This window comes from Anaerosalibacter bizertensis, assembly GCF_009696605.1.
In the GTDB taxonomy this organism is placed as follows: Bacteria; Bacillota; Clostridia; order Tissierellales; family Sporanaerobacteraceae; genus Anaerosalibacter; species Anaerosalibacter bizertensis.
In genome coordinates, this window is record NZ_VULR01000016.1 from 1 (window position 1) to 18,124 (window position 18,124).

An 18,124-nucleotide genomic window follows, 5' to 3' on the forward strand; every position below is an offset into this window, starting at 1 on the left:
TCAATCCGAAGATTTCACTATATATCCTTCGCTCGACTTGCATGTGTTAGGCACGCCGCCAGCGTTCATCCTGAGCCAGGATCAAACTCTCATAATAAAAGTTTTATCCTTCAGAACTAATTACTTCTGTATGTTTGACATACAGACTTAAGTTATGAATTATATTTAAATCAAAGTTATTAACTTAAGGACTTTTTTACACTGTTCAGTTTTTAAGGTTCTTTTGTTGACTTGCTGTCAACTCTTAATACTATAGCAGCTTTTTATTATAATGTCAACAATTTTTTTAATTTTTATTTCAATGCCTAGCATTTTTATTTTAAACCTTCATATATCCTTTTTTACTTATTATGCTTATTAATAGTCGTCTTAAGGACAACCATATTTTATGAAGGAATACTATAATACACCCTATATAGTTTATTGTCAATATATTTATTAGATAAAAATTTTCCTATATTACCAGTTCCCTTAAATAAAAGATTAATGGATTAGTTCTTTAAGTTTTTTTAAGTCTTCTATATATGTTCCTCTCAATTCCCTTCTATATATAACTGCTGCTGGATGATATAAAGGAAATACTTTATAGATTTCATCTTTTATATTTACCTCATAAAGTTTTCCATGTACTTCGCCTATTTTTATATCCTCTTCAAATATACTTTTAAGTGGTGTGTTTCCAAGGGTAACTATCATTTTAGGATTTATTATGGAAATTTCATCTATTAAATGTTTTCTAAAAAATTCAATTTCTTTTTTAGTAGGTGGTCTATTTATTAACCCATTGGTTTTAGGGCTTTTTCTTGTAGGTCTAAATTTAACTGCGTTGGTTATATATACTTCATTTCTTCCTATTTCTAAGATTTCCAAAAACTCTTCAAGATGTTTTCCTGCTTGGCCTACAAAAGGTTTTTTAAGCTGAACCTCTTTAGAACCTGGTGCTTCTCCAACAAGTATAATTGAACTATTTATATTTCCACTTCCCAATACTAATTCTTTATCACTATGTTCTTCCATTATATTAGAATTTAAGTTTTTAAGACTATCCTCTTTCACATTAATCATCCTTTCCTGACATCTGTACTATTTCCATATACCTATCCCTTATACTTTTAAAATCTTCCCAAGCATCTTTCTTTTTATTTTCATCTCTAAGTAGTGCAGCAGGATGATAAGTTGCAATTATATGAAACTTACCTTTTTTAATCCATTTACCCCTACTTGCTGTGATTTTAAAATCAGAATCTATAATATTCTTTGCAGCTATAGCTCCCAGACAAACTAAAATATCTGGATCTATTATTTTAACTTGCCATCTTAAGTATTCTATACAAGTTTTGCTTTCCATTTCAATGGGATTCCTATTATTAGGTGGTCTACATTTAACTATATTTGCAATATATACACTTTCCCTTCTTACTTCAATAGCTTCAAGCATCTTATCAAAAAGTTTACCTGCTCTTCCTACAAAAGGTCTCCCTTTTTGATCTTCATTATATCCAGGCCCTTCTCCTATAAACATTATTTTTGCATTTGGATTTCCTTCTCCAAAAACTGCATTTTTTCTTCCTCTATGTAAATCACATCTATTACATTTTGAAACTATACTTTCAAGTTCTTCTAAAGTATACATATTAATTCCTCCAATAAGTTATCTCTAAAAATAATTACTTATATAATACCATAATTATTTTTTTCTTAACAACTTCAAAAATATTTTGTTTTAAAAGTTTTATCTTTATAGTCATATATAATAGCTAAAAAATGGACTGCTTCAATTTTGAAGCAGTCCATTTTTTAGCTATTTATTTTAATTCTCATTATTTTCATTATCTACATCTACTGGTTTCATTGTTGGGAATAAAAGTACATCTCTAATACTTGCTTGATTAGTTAAAATCATTATCAATCTATCCACTCCAATTCCCAATCCTCCTGTTGGTGGAAGTCCAACTTCCAATGCATTGACAAAATCTTCATCCATCATATGGGCTTCATCATCACCAAATTCTCTTTGTTTTAACTGATCTAAAAATCTTTGTTTTTGATCTATTGGATCATTTAATTCACTAAAGGCATTTGCTATTTCCCAGCTATTTACAAAAGCTTCAAACCTATCAGTTTTTCTTGGATCTTCTAGATTTCTTTTAGCTAATGGAGATACTTCTACAGGATGTCCAGTTATAAAAGTAGGTTGTATTAAATGTTCTTCGCAAAATTCTTCAAAGAACTCATTTATTATATGACCTCTAGTCATGCCTTCCCTTATTTCAATACCTTTTTCTTTAGCTATCTTTAATGCTTCTTCATCTGTATTAATAGTACTAAAATCTACTCCTGCATATTCTTTAACAGCTTCTGCCATATCTAGTCTTCTCCAAGGTGGAGTTAAATCTATTTCTTTACCTTGATAATTTATTTTTGTAGCTCCTAATGTTTTTTCTGCTACATAGGCTACTAAATTTTCTGTAAGCCTCATCATTTCTTCATAATCTACATAAGCCTGATAAAGTTCTATACTTGTAAATTCAGGATTATGTTTATGGCTCATGCCTTCATTTCTAAACATTCTTCCCATTTCATAAACCTTTTCAAATCCACCTACAATTAATCTCTTTAAGTACAACTCATTAGCAATTCTTAAGTACATATCTATATCTAATGTATTGTGATGGGTAATAAAAGGCTTTGCATTTGCTCCACCTGCAATTGTATTCAATATAGGAGTTTCAACTTCTATAAATCCTCTGTCATCTAAATATTCTCTAATAGCTTTAATAATATTTGATCTTAATATAAAAGTTTCTTTTACTTCTGGATTTACTATTAAATCTACATATCTTTGTCTATATCTTAAATCTGGATCTTTAAGTCCATGAAATTTTTCCGGTAAAATTTGTAGTGACTTTGTTAAAAGAATAACTTGATCGACTTTAATAGATATTTCTTCAGTTTTAGTCTTAAATACTTCTCCATGCACACCTACTATATCTCCGATATCATAAAGTTTAAATAGTTCATACTCTTCTTCACCTAATGCATCTTTTTTAACAAATAATTGTATCTTACCTTCACTATCTTGAATATCCGTGAAACTTACTTTACCATGCCCTCTTTTAGACATTATTCTTCCGGCTACTTTTACTTCTTTGCCTTCCAAATCCTCAAAATTTTCTTTTATCTCACTGCTATGGTGAGTATAGTCAAATGTTTGAACATGAAAAGGATTTCTCTCCATTTCTATTAGCTTATCTAACTTTTCTCTCCTTAGCTTTAGTATTTCATTAAGATTTTCTTCTGTTCCTGACATATAAAAGCCTCCTTTTTATCTAGCTATTTCAAGAATTTCATATTTTATAATACCATCTGGTACTTTAACTTCGACAGTATCACCTGATTTTCCTCCTATTAATGCTTTTCCTACTGGAGATTCATTTGAAATTTTTCCTTCATAAGGATCTGCTTCTGCTGAGCCAACTATTGTATATTCTATTTCTTCATCATATTCCAGATCTTTGACCTTAACTCTTGAACCTATACTTACATTATCAGTAGATATATCTTCTTCATCTATTATTTTTGCATTCCTAAGTAATGCTTCTAGTTTTGCAATCCTCTCTTCTAATTGAGCTTGCTCATTTTTAGCTTCGTCATACTCTGCATTTTCACTTATATCTCCAAAGGCCAAAGCTTCTTTTATTCTCTCTGCTATTTCCTTCCTTCTCACAGTTTTTAATTCATCTAACTCATCCTCTAATTTCTTAAGCCCCTCCATTGTTAAAAACACATCTCTTTCAACCATGTGCCCTCTCTCCCTTTCTTTTTATATGTTTAGGCATATACAGCCTTTTTCCCATAAAAAAACCTTCTCTCCATTTGAGGTTTATTGGCAATCTTTATATGGAGACTATTATAAATTAGCAGCTTTTTATTGTCAAGTACCTAAAATTTAACCTTTTTTTTAATCCTATTATTGATTAAATCTTCTAATGTGTAACTATTACCATCAACCAAAACCTTTTTAAAATCTTTCATCGATTTTTTATCAAAAACTTCGTACTTATGGGAAGGAATTTCTTTTTTTTCATGAAAAAATTGTTTTTCAGATACTAATTTCTCATACTCAAATAAAAAATCTTCTACAACTAATATTTTGCTATTAATTTTTTTTGCTTCTTGAGTCAATATATTTTCAAAACTTAAATCAAATACTATGACATTACCCCTTAATTTATCTATATTTACAAGTATATATTCACTTAAATTAATTATAATATCGTATTTCTTCAATATTCTATCTATATTTTTAGTGTAGAATATTGATAATCCTGTAGTATCATATATTTTATAAGAAATATCTTCTATCCATTTTTCATCTTCTCCTGTTACAGTCAAAAACCTAACCTCACCAGATAAATTTCTTATTAAATCATATGTTAAAAAACTATCATCACTTATTATAAGAATTTCTTTATCCGTCAAATTGCTTTCTAACCCACTATAAAATTCTTTTAATACACTAGGCATAAAATATATCATAGTTTTCTTTCCATCTAAAACTCTTAATTTTGTTTTATTTTCTATATACTCTATATCTTTTAATTCTAGTAAATCTAAATTATCCAATATAATATTTCTACTTTCATTTGTTCTAAATTTTTCTACTCCTTCAATTATCCCTTCAATATATTTAGACTTTGATAATTCTTTATAATCTACTGTAAAAATTCCTATTCCTTTGCCTATAACTTTTCCATTACTATCAGTAAAATTAGTCACAAATCTAGGTCTTATTTTTCTAATGCATTTCTTTGGTATATATTTTAAAAATCCTCTCCTTATGTATTTAATATAAACTTCTGGATCAATTATATAAATAAACTCGAAACATAAAAATCCCCCTCAATTTTATATTTTTATTTATTATATGATATGAACATTGTAGGTATTACCTATTTATTTTTCCTCTAAAATAAACAAATAATCTAATAAAGTCTTAACCATCTCTTCCTTTGTTTCAATTGTATTTATCCGGTTTTTAAGTTGAGATGAATTTTTCATCCCTTTAATATACCAATTTATATGTTTCCTCATTTCCCTTACCCCTATATGTTCTCCCTTTATGCTACACAAAAGCTCTAAATGTTTAACAACTTTTTTTATTTTTTCTTCATTTGTTGGATACATTATTTCTTTTCCATCTATTAACTCTAATATATTTTTAAATATCCATGGGTTCCCTCTTGCTCCTCTTCCTATCATTATTGCGTCACAATTAGTGTATTCAAACATTCTTATCCCATCTTCAGCAGTAAATATATCTCCATTCCCTATAACTGGTATCGATACATTTTCTTTTACATCTTTTATTACATCCCAATCTGCTTCACCTGAATAAAACATATCCCTGGTTCTTCCATGAATTGTAATAGCTTTAGCACCTTCTTCTTCCACTATTTTTGCTATTTCAACTGCATTTATATTAGAAGCATTCCAACCCTTTCTTATTTTAACTGTAACAGGTTTTGTAGATACCTTTACAACTTCTCTAACAATTTTTCTTATTAAAGAAGGTACTTTTAATAATGCGCTTCCATCTCCATTTTTAACAATTTTAGGTGCAGGACAACCCATATTTATATCAATAATATCTATATCATTTCTTAAGTTTATTTTTTCCTTTACAACATATGCCATAATATCAGCATCTGAACCAAATATCTGAATAGCAACTGGCCTTTCTTCTTCATTTACATCTGCAATTTCTTTAGTTTTTACATCACCATAATATAAGCCTTTACTGCTTACCATCTCTGTATATACTAATCCTGCTCCCATCTCTTTACATATTGTTCTAAAAGCTAGATCTGTAACCCCAGCCATAGGAGCTAAAAATATATTGTTTTCTAATAATATGTTTCCTATTTTCACCAAATCACTCCTATATTTCTCTATATATTAAAAAGCAAGTAGCCCTAAGGCTACTTTACTTATTTCTCTCATAAATTATTCTCAAACCCTCTAAAGTTAATAATTTATCTATTCTATTTATCGTTTTACTTTCGCTAGCTATAAGGCTTGCAAAACCACCTGTAGCTACTACAGTTTTTACTTCTCCTTCATCTTTTAGTTCTTCTTTCATTCTCTCTATTATGCCATCTACAAGTCCTATATATCCATATATAAGCCCTGCTTGAATACTATTTACTGTGTTTTTACAAATTGCTCCTTCTGGCTTAACAAGCTCTACCTTTGGTAATTTTGCAGTTCTTAAAAATAATGCTTCACTAGAAATCTTAATTCCTGGAGCTATAGCCCCTCCAAGATATTCACCATCTTTTGATACTGCACAAAAAGTTATTGCTGTTCCAAAATCTACAATTATTAATGGACCTCCATACTTTTCATAAGAAGATACAGCATTTACTATTCTATCCGCTCCTACTTCTCTTGGATTATCGTACCTAATATTCATTCCTGTTTTAATTCCAGGACCTACTATTAAAGGTTCACATTCGAAGTATTTTAAACTCATAGCTTCCATGGTATACATTAATGTCGGAACTACAGATGAAATTATTACATCATCTACCATAGAAGGACATAGGCCATGGTATTTAAATATCTGTTCAAATAAAAGTCCATATTCATCAGATGTTTTATCCTTGTCTGTAGCTATTCTCCAATCATATGCTAATTTTTTTCCTTCATATACTCCTAATACTATATTAGTATTTCCTACATCTATTACTAATAACAAGCTTTTCACCCTTCCTCATATATTAAGCCCTCTTTTTAAGAGATGCTACTACACTAGTTACAATAATTATGGCTACTATAATTTCAGGAATACCATTAGTTATTCCTATGCCTAAGATAAATTTGCCCACTTTATCTGGATCTAAACCTAATTTTACAGCATATTCTTGTCCATATATTAAATAAATAGTTGAAAGTACTCCTAAAGTATTAGTTAATGTACCCATGGCTGCTGATACAACAATCTCTGCTGCATTGTCTTGAAGCTTCTCATGAGAAAAATAACCTACTAAAAGAGTTAGAATAATCAATATGAAATTAAATATGCTTCCAAATAGCTCTACGTCACCCTTTATACCTTTCACAAAAGTAAATGTTAGATAACTTAGAGCAAATATCCAAACTGAAAATAATGTAGCTATTGAAGCTTTCTTTCCTATTCTTTTAAACAAACTATAAACATAATAGGACACTATCCCTATTAACACTCTAGGAACCACTGAAACCAGTGGGTTGAGAAAAACAAAAGAAACAGGTGTAGGATTCATTATAGCTTGAAAAACGCTAAATAACCCAAATATTAATCCTACTAATCCACCAACTACTGGACCTTCCATTATAGCTCCTATAATAACAGGAATATGCATAATAGTTGCTTTTGTAGGTCCTACAGGAATAAACCCGAGAGGAGTAAGTCCAAGAATAGCAGAAATACCTCCGAGAATTCCCACTACCGTCATCTTTCTAACATCAAACTTTTCATCTTTTAACATAGTTATATACCTCCGTTCTAGTTCTTAAAATTTTTAGATACTAGACGTTGTTTTGATTTGATTTTACAAAACAGTCCAGCTCCTTGTATATAGGATGCTAGCTTAAGCATTCTTTCAACTACATTTTAGACTGTTTTCAATAAAATTTCAACAGTTTTTAACATCTTTTTAAATCTTCATAGGATAAAATATTTTTATAAGAATTAGTACTTAATATTGCATTTGTTATAGCCCTTGATACTACTTCACTAGATAATGTTCCTATAAGATTTACATCAGATTTTATTTTTCCTGTAGACATTGTAAAAATTGTATCTCCATCGTACATAGTATGTATTGGATTAATAGAACGCGCTAATCCATTTTGGGCCATTTGAGCAACTTTATTAGCTTCTGGTTTAGACAATATACCATTTGTAGCTACTACACCTATCGTAGTATTTTTTATAGAAAAATCCTTAATATTTTTTTCTTCTTTCATTATTTCATAAGAATTTAATAGTTTTTTATTTTTATAATCATAAGCACCTGCTAAAATATTATTTGTTTCATAGTCGTAAACATCACCAAAGCTATTTACCGCTATTATAGCTCCAACCCAAAGATTTCCTACATTCATGCTAGCACTTCCAATACCTGACTTCATTGAGTATTCTGGCCCTAATATTTTACCTACTGTAGCTCCCATTCCACAGCCTATATTGCCTTGACTTTTTTCTTCCTCCTTAGCATTTTTAGCTGCTAAATAACCCATGTTGAAATTAGGGCGAATAGAATAATCACCAATATCAAGGTCAAATATAACGGCACCACTTACTATAGGAACCTTTGTAACTCCTACATCAAACCCTATTTTCTTATCTTCTAAAAACTTCATAACTCCACCAGCCGCATCTAATCCAAAAGCACTACCTCCTGAAAGAAGAACGGCATGAATTTTATTTACCATTTTTTCTGCATTTAAAAGATCAGTTTCTCTAGTCCCTGGTGCTGAACCTCTAACATCAACTCCAGCAGTAGCACCATCTTCACAAATAACTACGGTACAACCAGTCATCCCCTCATTAGATTGACTATGGCCAACTTTTATTCCTTCTACATCTGTAATATATCCACTATACATAATATCTCTCCTTTCTAAAAAAATATTAGCGGAGCTAAGCTCCGCTATGTTTATATATTTAGCTAAAGAACATAAGTAATAATCCTGCTGCTATTGCTGAACCTATTACCCCTGCAACATTAGGTCCCATTGCATGCATAAGTAAAAAGTTTCCTGGGTTTTCCTCTTGCCCTACTTTTTGTACTACCCTTGCCGCCATTGCTGAACCTATTACCCCTGCAACATTAGGTCCCATTGCATGCATAAGTAAAAAGTTTCCTGGGTTTTCCTCTTGCCCTACTTTTTGTACTACCCTTGCCGCCATTGGTACTGCTGATACTCCTGCTGCTCCAATAAGTGGATTTATTTTTCCACCACTAGCTTTGTGCATTATCTTTCCAAATAATACTCCTGTTGCTGTTCCAATAGAAAAAGCAATAAGTCCTAGTACTATTATCTTTATTGTCGATGGAGATAGAAAAGTTTCTGCTTTAGCTGTAGCTCCTACTGTAACCCCTAAAAATATAGTTATAATATTTACAAGTTCATTTTGCGCTGTATTAGAAAGTCTATCTACCACTCCAGATTCTCTAAATAGATTCCCCATCATTAACATTCCAACAAGAGGTGCTGCAGATGGAAGAAGTAGTACTACAAATACAGTTACCAATATTGGAAATATGATTTTTTCTTTTTTTGATACTGGTCTTAACTGCTCCATAACTACCTTTCTTTCCTCTTCTGTAGTTAGAGCCTTCATTATAGGAGGCTGAATAATAGGCACCAATGCCATATAAGAATAAGCTGCTACCGCTATAGGTCCTAATAGATGGGGTGCAAGCCTACTAGTTAAATAAAGAGCTGTAGGTCCATCGGCTCCGCCAATTATTCCTATACTAGCAGCTTCTGGTCCTGTAAACTTTAAAGCTACAGCTCCTATAAAGGTTATAAATATTCCAAATTGGGCTGCCGCACCTAACAATATGCTTTTAGGATTTGCAATAAGTGGTCCAAAATCTGTCATAGCCCCTACACCTAAAAATATAAGAGGAGGATATATGCCAAGCTCCACACCTTGATAGAGATAATATAGTAGTCCCCCTAACTGACCATCTTTAGGCGGATCCATTAGTCCACCTAGTGGAAGATTTGTAAGAAGCATTCCGAAAGCTATTGGTGCCAATAATAAAGGTTCATATTCTTTTTTAATAGCTAAATAAAGTAGTATAAAGGATATAATTATCATTATTATTTCTTTAAAGGTTATAGCAGCAAATCCCGTACTCAATAGAAACTCTTTTAATATTTCTAGTAACATTTAATCTACCTTCCTTTCCCAATAATTTTGTTCCAGAAGTTATTCAATAGATACTAGTTTATCTCCGGTGCTTACCGATGTTCCTTTTGTTGTATGAATAGCTGCTACCTTTCCATCTCTTGGGGATAGTATTTCATTTTCCATTTTCATAGCTTCAAGGATTAACAATACTTGTCCTGCTTTTACTTCATCTCCTTCATTTACATCTATACTAAGAACAGTTCCAGGCATAGGCGCATCTATAGACTCTGCACCTTGAGGTACATCTACTACTTTTTTTGTTTCTTCTTTTTTCGTTTCTATTTTTTGTGCTGGCTTCTTAACTTCTTGTTTTGGTGCCACTGTTTGTTTCACTATTGATTTCTTTTCTCCTGAACTTTTAGATATCTCTTCTACTTCTACCTCATATTCATTCCCGTTAACCCTTATTAAATAATTTTTCATTTCCATACCTCCTATAATCTATTAAATATTTGTTCTTCTCGCCCAACTTTTGACCATACCGAAGTATTTTGAGGAACTCTTTTAATACTTTTTATTTTCACATTTGAAATATCTACACCTATATTGGCTGCAATAGCTGCCGCTATTACTGCTACCAATTCTTCGTCATCTGAGTACTCAGCTTCCTCTATAATCTCTTGCTTCTCTTCAGTTTTTATTGATTCTATATTTTCAACTGTTTTTTCAGCCCTATCTTTTTGAGAAAAGCTTTGAAGTCCTTTAATTAAATAAGATATTATTAGCAAAGTTAAAAACACTATTACCATACTAAAAACAGTAACCATTAAACTTTGCCCCATAGTCACTTTTTCACCTAACAATCAAATCACCTCTTTATAGGGGAATATTTCCATGTTTCTTAGCTGGATTTGTCTCCCTTTTACTTTGAAGCATATCAAAAGCAGAAGCTAGTCTTTGTCTTGTAGTACTTGGCACTATTACATCATCTACATATCCACGACTTGCTGCAATATATGGGTTAGCTACTGTATGTCTATATTCTTCTATTTTTTCCGCCCTAGTCTCCATAGTATCTTCAGATTCTTTTATATCATGTTTGAATATTATATTTGCCGCTCCATCTGGTCCCATAACAGCTATTTCAGCATTTGGCCATGCAAATACTTGATCTGCTCCTAATTCTTTATTACACATAGCAATATATGCTCCACCATAAGCCTTCCTTATTATTACCGTTACCTTAGGCACCGTAGCTTCGCTATACGCATAGAGCATTTTAGCACCATGCCTTATAATTCCACCATATTCTTGTTCAGTTCCTGGTAAAAATCCAGGTACATCTACTAAGTTCAACAACGGTATATTATAAGCATCACAAGTTCTTATAAATCTTCCTGCTTTATCTGAAGCATTTATATCAAGACAACCTGCTAATACTTTTGGTTGATTTCCTATAACTCCTACTGTTTTCCCATTAATTCTTATGTACCCTGTAATTATATTTTGAGCAAAATATGGTTGCACTTCAAAGAAGTCGTTATCATCTGCTATGATAGTTATTATTTCTTTCATATCATAAGGTTTGTTTGGATTTTCTGGTACTATTTCATTTAATCTATCTTCAATCCTATTTATATCGTCTTCTGTTTCTACGTATGGCGGCTCTTCCAAGTTATTAGAAGGTAGGAAGCTTAGAAGTTTTTTAATCCTTTCAATACATTCTTCTTCACTATTATCTACAAAATGAGCTACTCCACTAGTCCTGTTATGGGTCATAGCTCCTCCAAGTTCCTCTTGACTTACTTCTTCCCCTGTAACTGTCTTTATTACTTGGGGACCTGTAATAAACATCATACTGGTCTTTTCCACCATGAAAATAAAATCTGTAATAGCAGGAGAATAAACGGCTCCCCCAGCTGAAGGCCCCATTATAGCAGTTATTTGTGGTATTACTCCTGAAGCCTTAGTATTTCTATAAAATATTTTCCCATAACCTGATAGTGCATCTACACCTTCTTGAATTCTAGCCCCTCCAGAGTCATTAAATCCTACAATTGGTGCTCCCATCTTAATTGCCATTTCTTGAACTTTACATATTTTTTCAGCATGCATTTCTCCAAGGGAACCACCTAATACTGTGAAGTCTTGGGCATATACAAAAATTAACCTTCCATCTACAGTTCCATATCCAGTCACTACACCTTCTCCTGGAGTTTCTACACTTTCCATTCCAAAATTATTACATCTGTGTTTAACAAAGGCATCTATTTCTACAAAACTTCCTTCGTCCAGTAGCATATCTATTCTTTCTCTTGCTGTATGTTTTCCTCTTTCATGTTGTTTTTCTATTCTTTTTTCTCCGCCACCAAGTCTTATTTTCTCTTTGGCTTTTACAAGTTTTTCTAGTTTATTGTCCATTTTCATCCTCCTTTTTTTGAATTAATCCCTTTCACATAGTTCTACTAAAACACCATAGGTATCTTTTGGGTGTGCAAAAGCTATCTTAGCTCCCCCTGCACCATAACGAGGTTTCTCATCAATCATTCTTATACCTTTTTCCTTCATTTCCTCTATAGCTTTTTCTATATCGTCTACTCTATAAGCTATATGTTGTACGCCTTCTCCTCTTTTTTCTATATACTTTGCAATGGGTCCATTAGCTTCTGTCGACTCAAGAAGCTCTACTTCTGTATCTCCTATAGGAAGAAATGCCACTTTAACTTTTTGCTCTTCAACTACTTCCGTATTCTCACATTTTAAACCTAAAATTTCTTCATAAAACTTTAAGGCTTTCTTCAAATCTTTCACTGCAATTCCTATATGATCAACCTTAACAACCATTGCCTAGCCCCCTTTATTTAATTTTATATCTTTTTATTTTATGAGCTTAATAATTTGATCTTTGGCAGTATATGGGTCTAGTTCTCTAGACATTACACTTTCTATTATTTCATCAAATATAGCCTTTCTTTTCATCTTAGAAAATATTATATTCATGAGCCCTTCTTCTACAAGGTTTAATATCTCTATTTCTGTATTACGTTTCCTTCTATCTTTTAGTTTTCCTGTTTTCTCTAAAAACTCCTTATGATCTAATATGCTATCTACTAATTGGCTAATTCCTTCTTTTTTTCTTGCTGATACTTTTAATACTGGTGGTCTATAATCCATTTCCTCATTTAAGTCTAAATTCATTTCAATTTCAACTTGGGTTTTATCTGCTCCATCTATATCTGATTTATTTATTGCAAAAATATCTGCAATCTCCATTATACCTGCTTTTATGGCTTGTATATCATCCCCTAAATTAGGAACCATAACCATAAGTACTGTGTCAGCTGCTTTTACTATATCTATTTCAGATTGTCCTACCCCTACTGTTTCAACAAAAATATAATCAACTCCATAAATATCTAGAATCTTTATTGCACCTTGGGTAGCTTTAGATAATCCTCCTAATGAACCTCTCGTTCCCATACTTCTAATAAATACATTTTTATTTAGAGATAAATCATTCATCCTAATCCTATCTCCAAGTATTGCACCACCAGTAAAAGGGCTAGTAGGATCTATAGCTATAATCCCTACTTTTTTACCTCTATTCAATAATTCTCTTGTTAATCTATCAGTAAGAGTACTTTTTCCGCTGCCTGGTGGTCCAGTAATACCTACAACATAGGAATTACCAGTTTTATTATAATGATTCTTTATTATTTCAAAAGCCTCTTGCTGATTATTTTCTACCATAGTTATAAGTCTAGCACAAGCCCTTTTGTCTCCATGGAGTAACTTTTCTTCTAAATTCAATTAAAGCACCACCTATACTATCTTTTTACATGCTCCTTTATATAATTAACTACATCTTTTGTAGATGTACCTGGTGTAAATATTTCTTCAACCCCAGCTTCTTTTAATTTTGGTATATCATCTTCTGGAATTACCCCTCCACCAATTATTAGTAAATCATCTGCTCCTTCTTCTTTAAGAAGACTTACCACCTTAGGAAATAAATGATTATGAGCACCAGATAGAATACTCATAGCAACAACATCCACATCTTCCTGTATAGCTGCTGCTACTATTTGTTCAGGTGTTTGTCTAAGTCCTGTATATATTACTTCCATTCCTGCATCTCTCAATGATCTTGCTATAACTTTAGCACCTCTGTCATGTCCATCAAGTCCAGGTTTTGCTACTAACACTCTAATCGGCATATCCATTTTTTTGCCTCCTTTTATAAAATTACAGATTGTTCATATTCGCCAAATACTGATCTTAAAACATCACATATTTCACCTAAAGTCGCATACTCTTTAACTGCTGATAATATATATGGCATTAGATTTTTATCTTCATTAGCAGCTTTTTTAAGCTCCTTCAATATATTTTGAACTTTTTCACTATCCCTTTCCGATTTTAATTTGGACAGTTTTTCATTTTGAAGTTTTTCTACTTCAGGATCAACCCTTAAAATATCTTTTTTATGATCTTCTTCTATATAGAATTTATTTACTCCAACTACTATTCTATCATTAGACTCTATTTCCATTTGATATTTATAAGCGCTATTTTGTATCTCTTTTTGTATATATCCTTTTTCTATAGCCTTTGGTGTACCACCTAATTCATCTATCTTTTTAATATATTCCATAGCTCTTTTTTCCATTTCATTAGTCAGAGATTCAATATAATAAGATCCTGCTAGTGGATCTATAGTTTCAGTAACTCCACTTTCGTGTGCTACTATTTGTTGCGTTCTAAGAGCAATTCTTACTGCATCTTCAGTTGGAAGAGCTAAAGCCTCATCTTTAGAGTTTGTATGTAATGATTGTGTGCCTCCAAGTACTGCTGCAAGAGTTTGAATAGTTACCCTTATAATATTGTTATCTGGCTGTTGAGCTGTAAGAGTAGAGCCTGCCGTTTGAGTATGAAATTTTAATCTCATAGACTTTTCATTTTTAGCATTGAATCTTTCTTTCATTATCTTTGCCCAAAGTCTTCTTGCTGCCCTAAATTTAGCTACTTCCTCAAGTAGATCATTATGAGCATTAAAGAAAAAAGAAAGCCTTGGAGCAAAATCATCTACATCTAATCCTGCCTCTATTGCAGCCTCTACATAAGCAATTCCATCTGCTAATGTAAATGCTATTTCTTGTACAGCAGTAGCTCCTGCTTCCCTAATATGATATCCACTAATACTTATAGTGTTCCATTTTGGTACGTTTTTAGAACAATATTCAAATACATCTGTTATGAGTCTCATAGATGGCTCTGGTGGGAAAATATAGGTTCCCCTTGCGATATATTCCTTTAATATATCGTTTTGAATAGTACCTCTAAGCTTATCTTGAGATACTCCTTGTTTTTCAGCCACTGCAATATACATAGCCAAAAGCACACTAGCAGGAGCGTTTATAGTCATAGAAGTACTTACCTTATCTAATGGAATTCCATCAAATAAAATTTCCATATCTTTTAATGAGTCAATAGCTACCCCTACTTTTCCTACTTCCCCTGCACTTAATGGATGATCTGAGTCATAGCCAATTTGTGTTGGTAAATCAAAAGCTACACTAAGACCAGTCTGTCCTTGCTCAAGAAGATATTTGTATCTTTTATTTGATTCTTCAGCAGTAGCAAATCCTGCATACTGTCTCATAGTCCACAGTCTACCTCTATACATTGTAGGTTGAACGCCTCTAGTATATGGATACTCTCCTGGATATCCTAGGTCTTTCTCATAATCTAAATCTCCAATATTCTCTGGAGTATATAGCCTTTCTACTTCAATTTCCGAAGTTGTAGAAAATTTTTCTTTTCTTTCTGGAAATCTTTTAATTGCCTTATCTATTGTTTTCTTTTGCCATTCCTCTTTTGAGGATTTAAGATTTTTTAGCTTTTCATCATCAAACATTTGCCAACCCCCTATCCAATATTTAAATGAAATCCTTTTCATAAAAAGTTCTCTATAAACTATTATATTATACATTATATATGTTTTTGCAATATTAATTTCAAAAATTTAAAAAATGAAATAAATATTGCAACTTTAATAAATCTATTCGACACAAGATTCTTTTTTCCTCTTTAAATTCTTAGAAATATAAAAACAAAAACCCAGTATTAATGACATGTCATCAATACTGGGTTTTATTTGTTAAACAATTTAGTTTCATCTTTATTGTCACAAATAAAGCAGTATTTACTAGCTCTTTGTAGTTACTTCTACATACATTCAAAAAATCCTCTTAATTTTAAAGTTTTTCAGCAAAAAAGGCAGCTAGCTTTTTTGCTAACTACCTTATGCACTCATAAAAACTTCTTCAAATTCTTTTGAATCAAGGGTTTCTTTTTCAAGAAGAGCTTCTGCTACTTTATGCAATTTATCCATATTTTCTGTTAGTATCTCTTCAGCCTTTTGGTATGCTCTATCTATTATAGTTCTCATTTCTTTATCTATAGCCGCTGCTACTTGTTCGCTATAGTTTCTTGCCCTTCCAAAATCCCTACCTATGAAAACTTCTTCATCATCTGTTCCATAAGTCATAGGTCCTAAATTTTTACTCATTCCATAATGAGTTACCATTCTTCTTGCTAATTTAGTAGCTCTTTCTATATCATTCTGTGCTCCTGTACTTATATCTTCAAGAACTAAAGCTTCTGCAACTCTTCCTCCAAGCATCTGTACTATTTCATCTTCCATTTGTCCCTTCGTCATATATTGCCTATCATCCTCTGGAAGGTAAGCAGTAAATCCTCCCGCCATACCTCTTGGAACAATCGTCACCATATGAACTGGATCAGAATTTGGTAGTACTCTCGCAGTTACAGCATGACCCGCTTCATGATAAGCTGTAAGTCTTCTTTCTTTTTCGCTTATTACCCTACTCTTTTTCTCTGGTCCTGCTAAAACTTTAATAGAAGCTTCTTCTATAATATTCATTGGTATTTCTTTTAAGTTGTTTCTCGCTGTAAGAAGTGCAGCCTCATTAATTAGATTTTCTAAATCTGCTGGTGTAAATCCTGGAGTTCTTTTCGCAACAACCTTTAAGTCTACATCTTCTGCTAATGGTTTATTACGAGTATGAATCTTCAATATAGCTTCTCTACCTCTAACATCTGGTGCACCAACATATACTGTTCTATCAAACCTACCTGGTCTCAATATAGCTGGATCAAGAATATCCGGTCTATTAGTTGCTGCCATTAATATGATACCTTCATTGGTACCAAAGCCGTCCATTTCTACTAAGAGTTGGTTTAAGGTTTGCTCTCTTTCATCATGACCTCCACCAAGACCTGCTCCTCTTTTTCTACCTACAGCATCTATCTCATCTATAAATATAATACATGGTGAATTCTTCTTTGCCTGTTCAAATAAATCTCTAACTCTACTAGCTCCCACACCTACAAACATCTCTACAAAATCAGAACCACTAATACTAAAGAAAGGAACTCCTGCCTCACCAGCAACAGCTTTACTTAAATAAGTTTTACCTGTTCCTGGAGGACCTACAAGTAATACACCCTTAGGTATTCTTGCACCTAATTCAATGTATTTTTTCGGACTTTTTAAGAAGTCTACTATCTCTTTTAGTTCTTCTTTTTCCTCTTCAAGACCTGCTACATCATCAAAGGTTACTTTTTCCCCTTCATTTTCTTTATGCATTTTTGCCTTGCTCTTTCCAAAGGACATCACCCTATTTCCACCGCCTTGAGATTGTTGCATAAATACAAACCATATTACAACAAACACAAGTATAAGAAAAATAGTTGGTAATGCTTCAACAAACCAAGGTGTCCCCGGTTCTTCTTCTCCTCTATATCTAATCTCTTTTTTATCTACTAAAGGTTTTAAATAGTCAGAATAAAAAGTATACCTCATTTCCTCAGGCAATACAGTGGTAAATTGAGTATTATCTTTCAATTTCCCTTTTATGGTTTTGCCTCCTACACTTTTTAAACTCTCTACATCTTTAGAATTTAAGTGTTGTATTAGCTCAGTTACATCCATTTCTACTACTGGCTCTACATCTTTGCCTACCATTTCCACTACCAGAAATATAATTATGAGTATAAGCAAATAAAAGCTCACACCCCTAAAGAATTTTCTCAATCTAAGTCCTCCCTTCTAGAGCTGGCAAGATTGTATATTTTCAAATTATAACACATTTTACCCTAAAAAACAACAATCTAACCAAAGACAAT

18 protein-coding genes and 1 rRNA gene are annotated in these 18,124 nt (G+C 32.1%); all 19 read right to left on the reverse strand.

The features are described from left to right. Window positions 1–97 (reverse strand): 16S ribosomal RNA (locus FYJ27_RS10205); the annotation flags it as partial. Between the two features lie 386 nt (window positions 98–483). Next, window positions 484–1,056: a uracil-DNA glycosylase gene (locus FYJ27_RS10210; RefSeq protein WP_326831077.1), complete on the reverse strand. Its 573-nt coding sequence runs from the start codon at window positions 1,054–1,056 to the stop codon at window positions 484–486. Window position 1,057: 1 nt separating this feature from the next. Further along, entirely contained in the window at window positions 1,058–1,633 is a 576-nt protein-coding gene (locus tag FYJ27_RS10215) for a uracil-DNA glycosylase (protein WP_154484749.1), read from the reverse strand. A 177-nt stretch (window positions 1,634–1,810) separates the two neighbouring features. Beyond that, window positions 1,811–3,310: a lysine--tRNA ligase gene (gene lysS, locus FYJ27_RS10220; protein ID WP_154484750.1), complete on the reverse strand. Its 1,500-nt coding sequence runs from the start codon at window positions 3,308–3,310 to the stop codon at window positions 1,811–1,813. 15 nt (window positions 3,311–3,325) lie between these two features. Beyond that, window positions 3,326–3,802, reverse strand: coding sequence for a transcription elongation factor GreA (gene greA / locus FYJ27_RS10225; protein WP_154484751.1), 477 nt, complete (start codon window positions 3,800–3,802; stop codon window positions 3,326–3,328). Window positions 3,803–3,942: 140 nt separating this feature from the next. Continuing rightward, window positions 3,943–4,779, reverse strand: a complete 837-nt coding sequence (locus FYJ27_RS10230; protein WP_154484752.1) for a hypothetical protein — start codon at window positions 4,777–4,779, stop codon at window positions 3,943–3,945. Between the two features lie 177 nt (window positions 4,780–4,956). Then, the gene (gene dusB / locus FYJ27_RS10235; RefSeq protein WP_326831078.1) at window positions 4,957–5,931 is read right to left on the reverse strand and encodes a tRNA dihydrouridine synthase DusB; all 975 of its coding nucleotides are present in this window, start codon (window positions 5,929–5,931) and stop codon (window positions 4,957–4,959) included. Window positions 5,932–5,986: 55 nt separating this feature from the next. Further along, entirely contained in the window at window positions 5,987–6,769 is a 783-nt protein-coding gene (locus FYJ27_RS10240; RefSeq protein ID WP_425330886.1) for a type III pantothenate kinase, read from the reverse strand. A gap of 13 nt (window positions 6,770–6,782) precedes the next feature. Continuing rightward, window positions 6,783–7,532 carry an ECF transporter S component gene (locus tag FYJ27_RS10245; protein WP_154484754.1) on the reverse strand — a complete coding sequence of 250 codons (750 nt, stop codon included), beginning with the start codon at window positions 7,530–7,532 and terminating at the stop codon, window positions 6,783–6,785. 157 nt (window positions 7,533–7,689) lie between these two features. Then, on the reverse strand, window positions 7,690–8,655 hold the full coding sequence (locus FYJ27_RS10250) for a P1 family peptidase (protein WP_154484755.1): 966 nt from the start codon (window positions 8,653–8,655) through the stop codon (window positions 7,690–7,692). Between the two features lie 58 nt (window positions 8,656–8,713). Beyond that, window positions 8,714–9,952 (reverse strand): sodium ion-translocating decarboxylase subunit beta, encoded by a 1,239-nt coding sequence (locus tag FYJ27_RS10255; RefSeq protein ID WP_154484756.1) that lies wholly within the window; start codon window positions 9,950–9,952, stop codon window positions 8,714–8,716. 39 nt (window positions 9,953–9,991) lie between these two features. Next, complete coding sequence (locus FYJ27_RS10260; protein ID WP_154484757.1) at window positions 9,992–10,396, reverse strand: biotin/lipoyl-containing protein; 405 nt, start codon at window positions 10,394–10,396, stop codon at window positions 9,992–9,994. 11 nt (window positions 10,397–10,407) lie between these two features. Further along, window positions 10,408–10,776 carry an OadG family protein gene (locus FYJ27_RS10265; protein ID WP_154484758.1) on the reverse strand — a complete coding sequence of 123 codons (369 nt, stop codon included), beginning with the start codon at window positions 10,774–10,776 and terminating at the stop codon, window positions 10,408–10,410. 13 nt (window positions 10,777–10,789) lie between these two features. Further along, window positions 10,790–12,334: an acyl-CoA carboxylase subunit beta gene (locus FYJ27_RS10270; RefSeq protein ID WP_229775538.1), complete on the reverse strand. Its 1,545-nt coding sequence runs from the start codon at window positions 12,332–12,334 to the stop codon at window positions 10,790–10,792. 21 nt (window positions 12,335–12,355) lie between these two features. Next, window positions 12,356–12,757: a methylmalonyl-CoA epimerase gene (gene mce, locus FYJ27_RS10275; protein ID WP_154484760.1), complete on the reverse strand. Its 402-nt coding sequence runs from the start codon at window positions 12,755–12,757 to the stop codon at window positions 12,356–12,358. A gap of 33 nt (window positions 12,758–12,790) precedes the next feature. After that, window positions 12,791–13,723, reverse strand: a complete 933-nt coding sequence (gene meaB, locus FYJ27_RS10280; protein WP_154484761.1) for a methylmalonyl Co-A mutase-associated GTPase MeaB — start codon at window positions 13,721–13,723, stop codon at window positions 12,791–12,793. A gap of 17 nt (window positions 13,724–13,740) precedes the next feature. Next, the gene (locus FYJ27_RS10285; RefSeq protein WP_154484762.1) at window positions 13,741–14,136 is read right to left on the reverse strand and encodes a cobalamin B12-binding domain-containing protein; all 396 of its coding nucleotides are present in this window, start codon (window positions 14,134–14,136) and stop codon (window positions 13,741–13,743) included. Between the two features lie 14 nt (window positions 14,137–14,150). Then, the gene (locus FYJ27_RS10290) at window positions 14,151–15,830 is read right to left on the reverse strand and encodes an acyl-CoA mutase large subunit family protein (protein ID WP_154484763.1); all 1,680 of its coding nucleotides are present in this window, start codon (window positions 15,828–15,830) and stop codon (window positions 14,151–14,153) included. Between the two features lie 387 nt (window positions 15,831–16,217). Beyond that, window positions 16,218–18,032, reverse strand: coding sequence for an ATP-dependent zinc metalloprotease FtsH (ftsH, locus tag FYJ27_RS10295; RefSeq protein WP_195839123.1), 1,815 nt, complete (start codon window positions 18,030–18,032; stop codon window positions 16,218–16,220). Between the last annotated feature and the right edge of the window lie 92 nt (window positions 18,033–18,124).

Excerpts from the sequence above, each read along its gene's own strand:
- FYJ27_RS10215 (WP_154484749.1), bottom strand. The coding sequence starts at position 1,633 with ATGTATACTTTAGAAGAACTTGAAAGTATAGTTTCAAAATGTAATAGA.
- lysS (WP_154484750.1), bottom strand. The coding sequence starts at position 3,310 with ATGTCAGGAACAGAAGAAAATCTTAATGAAATACTAAAGCTAAGGAGA.
- greA (WP_154484751.1), bottom strand. The coding sequence starts at position 3,802 with ATGGTTGAAAGAGATGTGTTTTTAACAATGGAGGGGCTTAAGAAATTA.
- FYJ27_RS10245 (WP_154484754.1), bottom strand. The coding sequence starts at position 7,532 with ATGTTAAAAGATGAAAAGTTTGATGTTAGAAAGATGACGGTAGTGGGA.
- FYJ27_RS10250 (WP_154484755.1), bottom strand. The coding sequence starts at position 8,655 with ATGTATAGTGGATATATTACAGATGTAGAAGGAATAAAAGTTGGCCAT.
- FYJ27_RS10255 (WP_154484756.1), bottom strand. The coding sequence starts at position 9,952 with ATGTTACTAGAAATATTAAAAGAGTTTCTATTGAGTACGGGATTTGCT.
- FYJ27_RS10260 (WP_154484757.1), bottom strand. The coding sequence starts at position 10,396 with ATGAAAAATTATTTAATAAGGGTTAACGGGAATGAATATGAGGTAGAA.
- FYJ27_RS10270 (WP_229775538.1), bottom strand. The coding sequence starts at position 12,334 with ATGGACAATAAACTAGAAAAACTTGTAAAAGCCAAAGAGAAAATAAGA.
- mce (WP_154484760.1), bottom strand. The coding sequence starts at position 12,757 with ATGGTTGTTAAGGTTGATCATATAGGAATTGCAGTGAAAGATTTGAAG.
- FYJ27_RS10285 (WP_154484762.1), bottom strand. The coding sequence starts at position 14,136 with ATGGATATGCCGATTAGAGTGTTAGTAGCAAAACCTGGACTTGATGGA.
- FYJ27_RS10290 (WP_154484763.1), bottom strand. The coding sequence starts at position 15,830 with ATGTTTGATGATGAAAAGCTAAAAAATCTTAAATCCTCAAAAGAGGAA.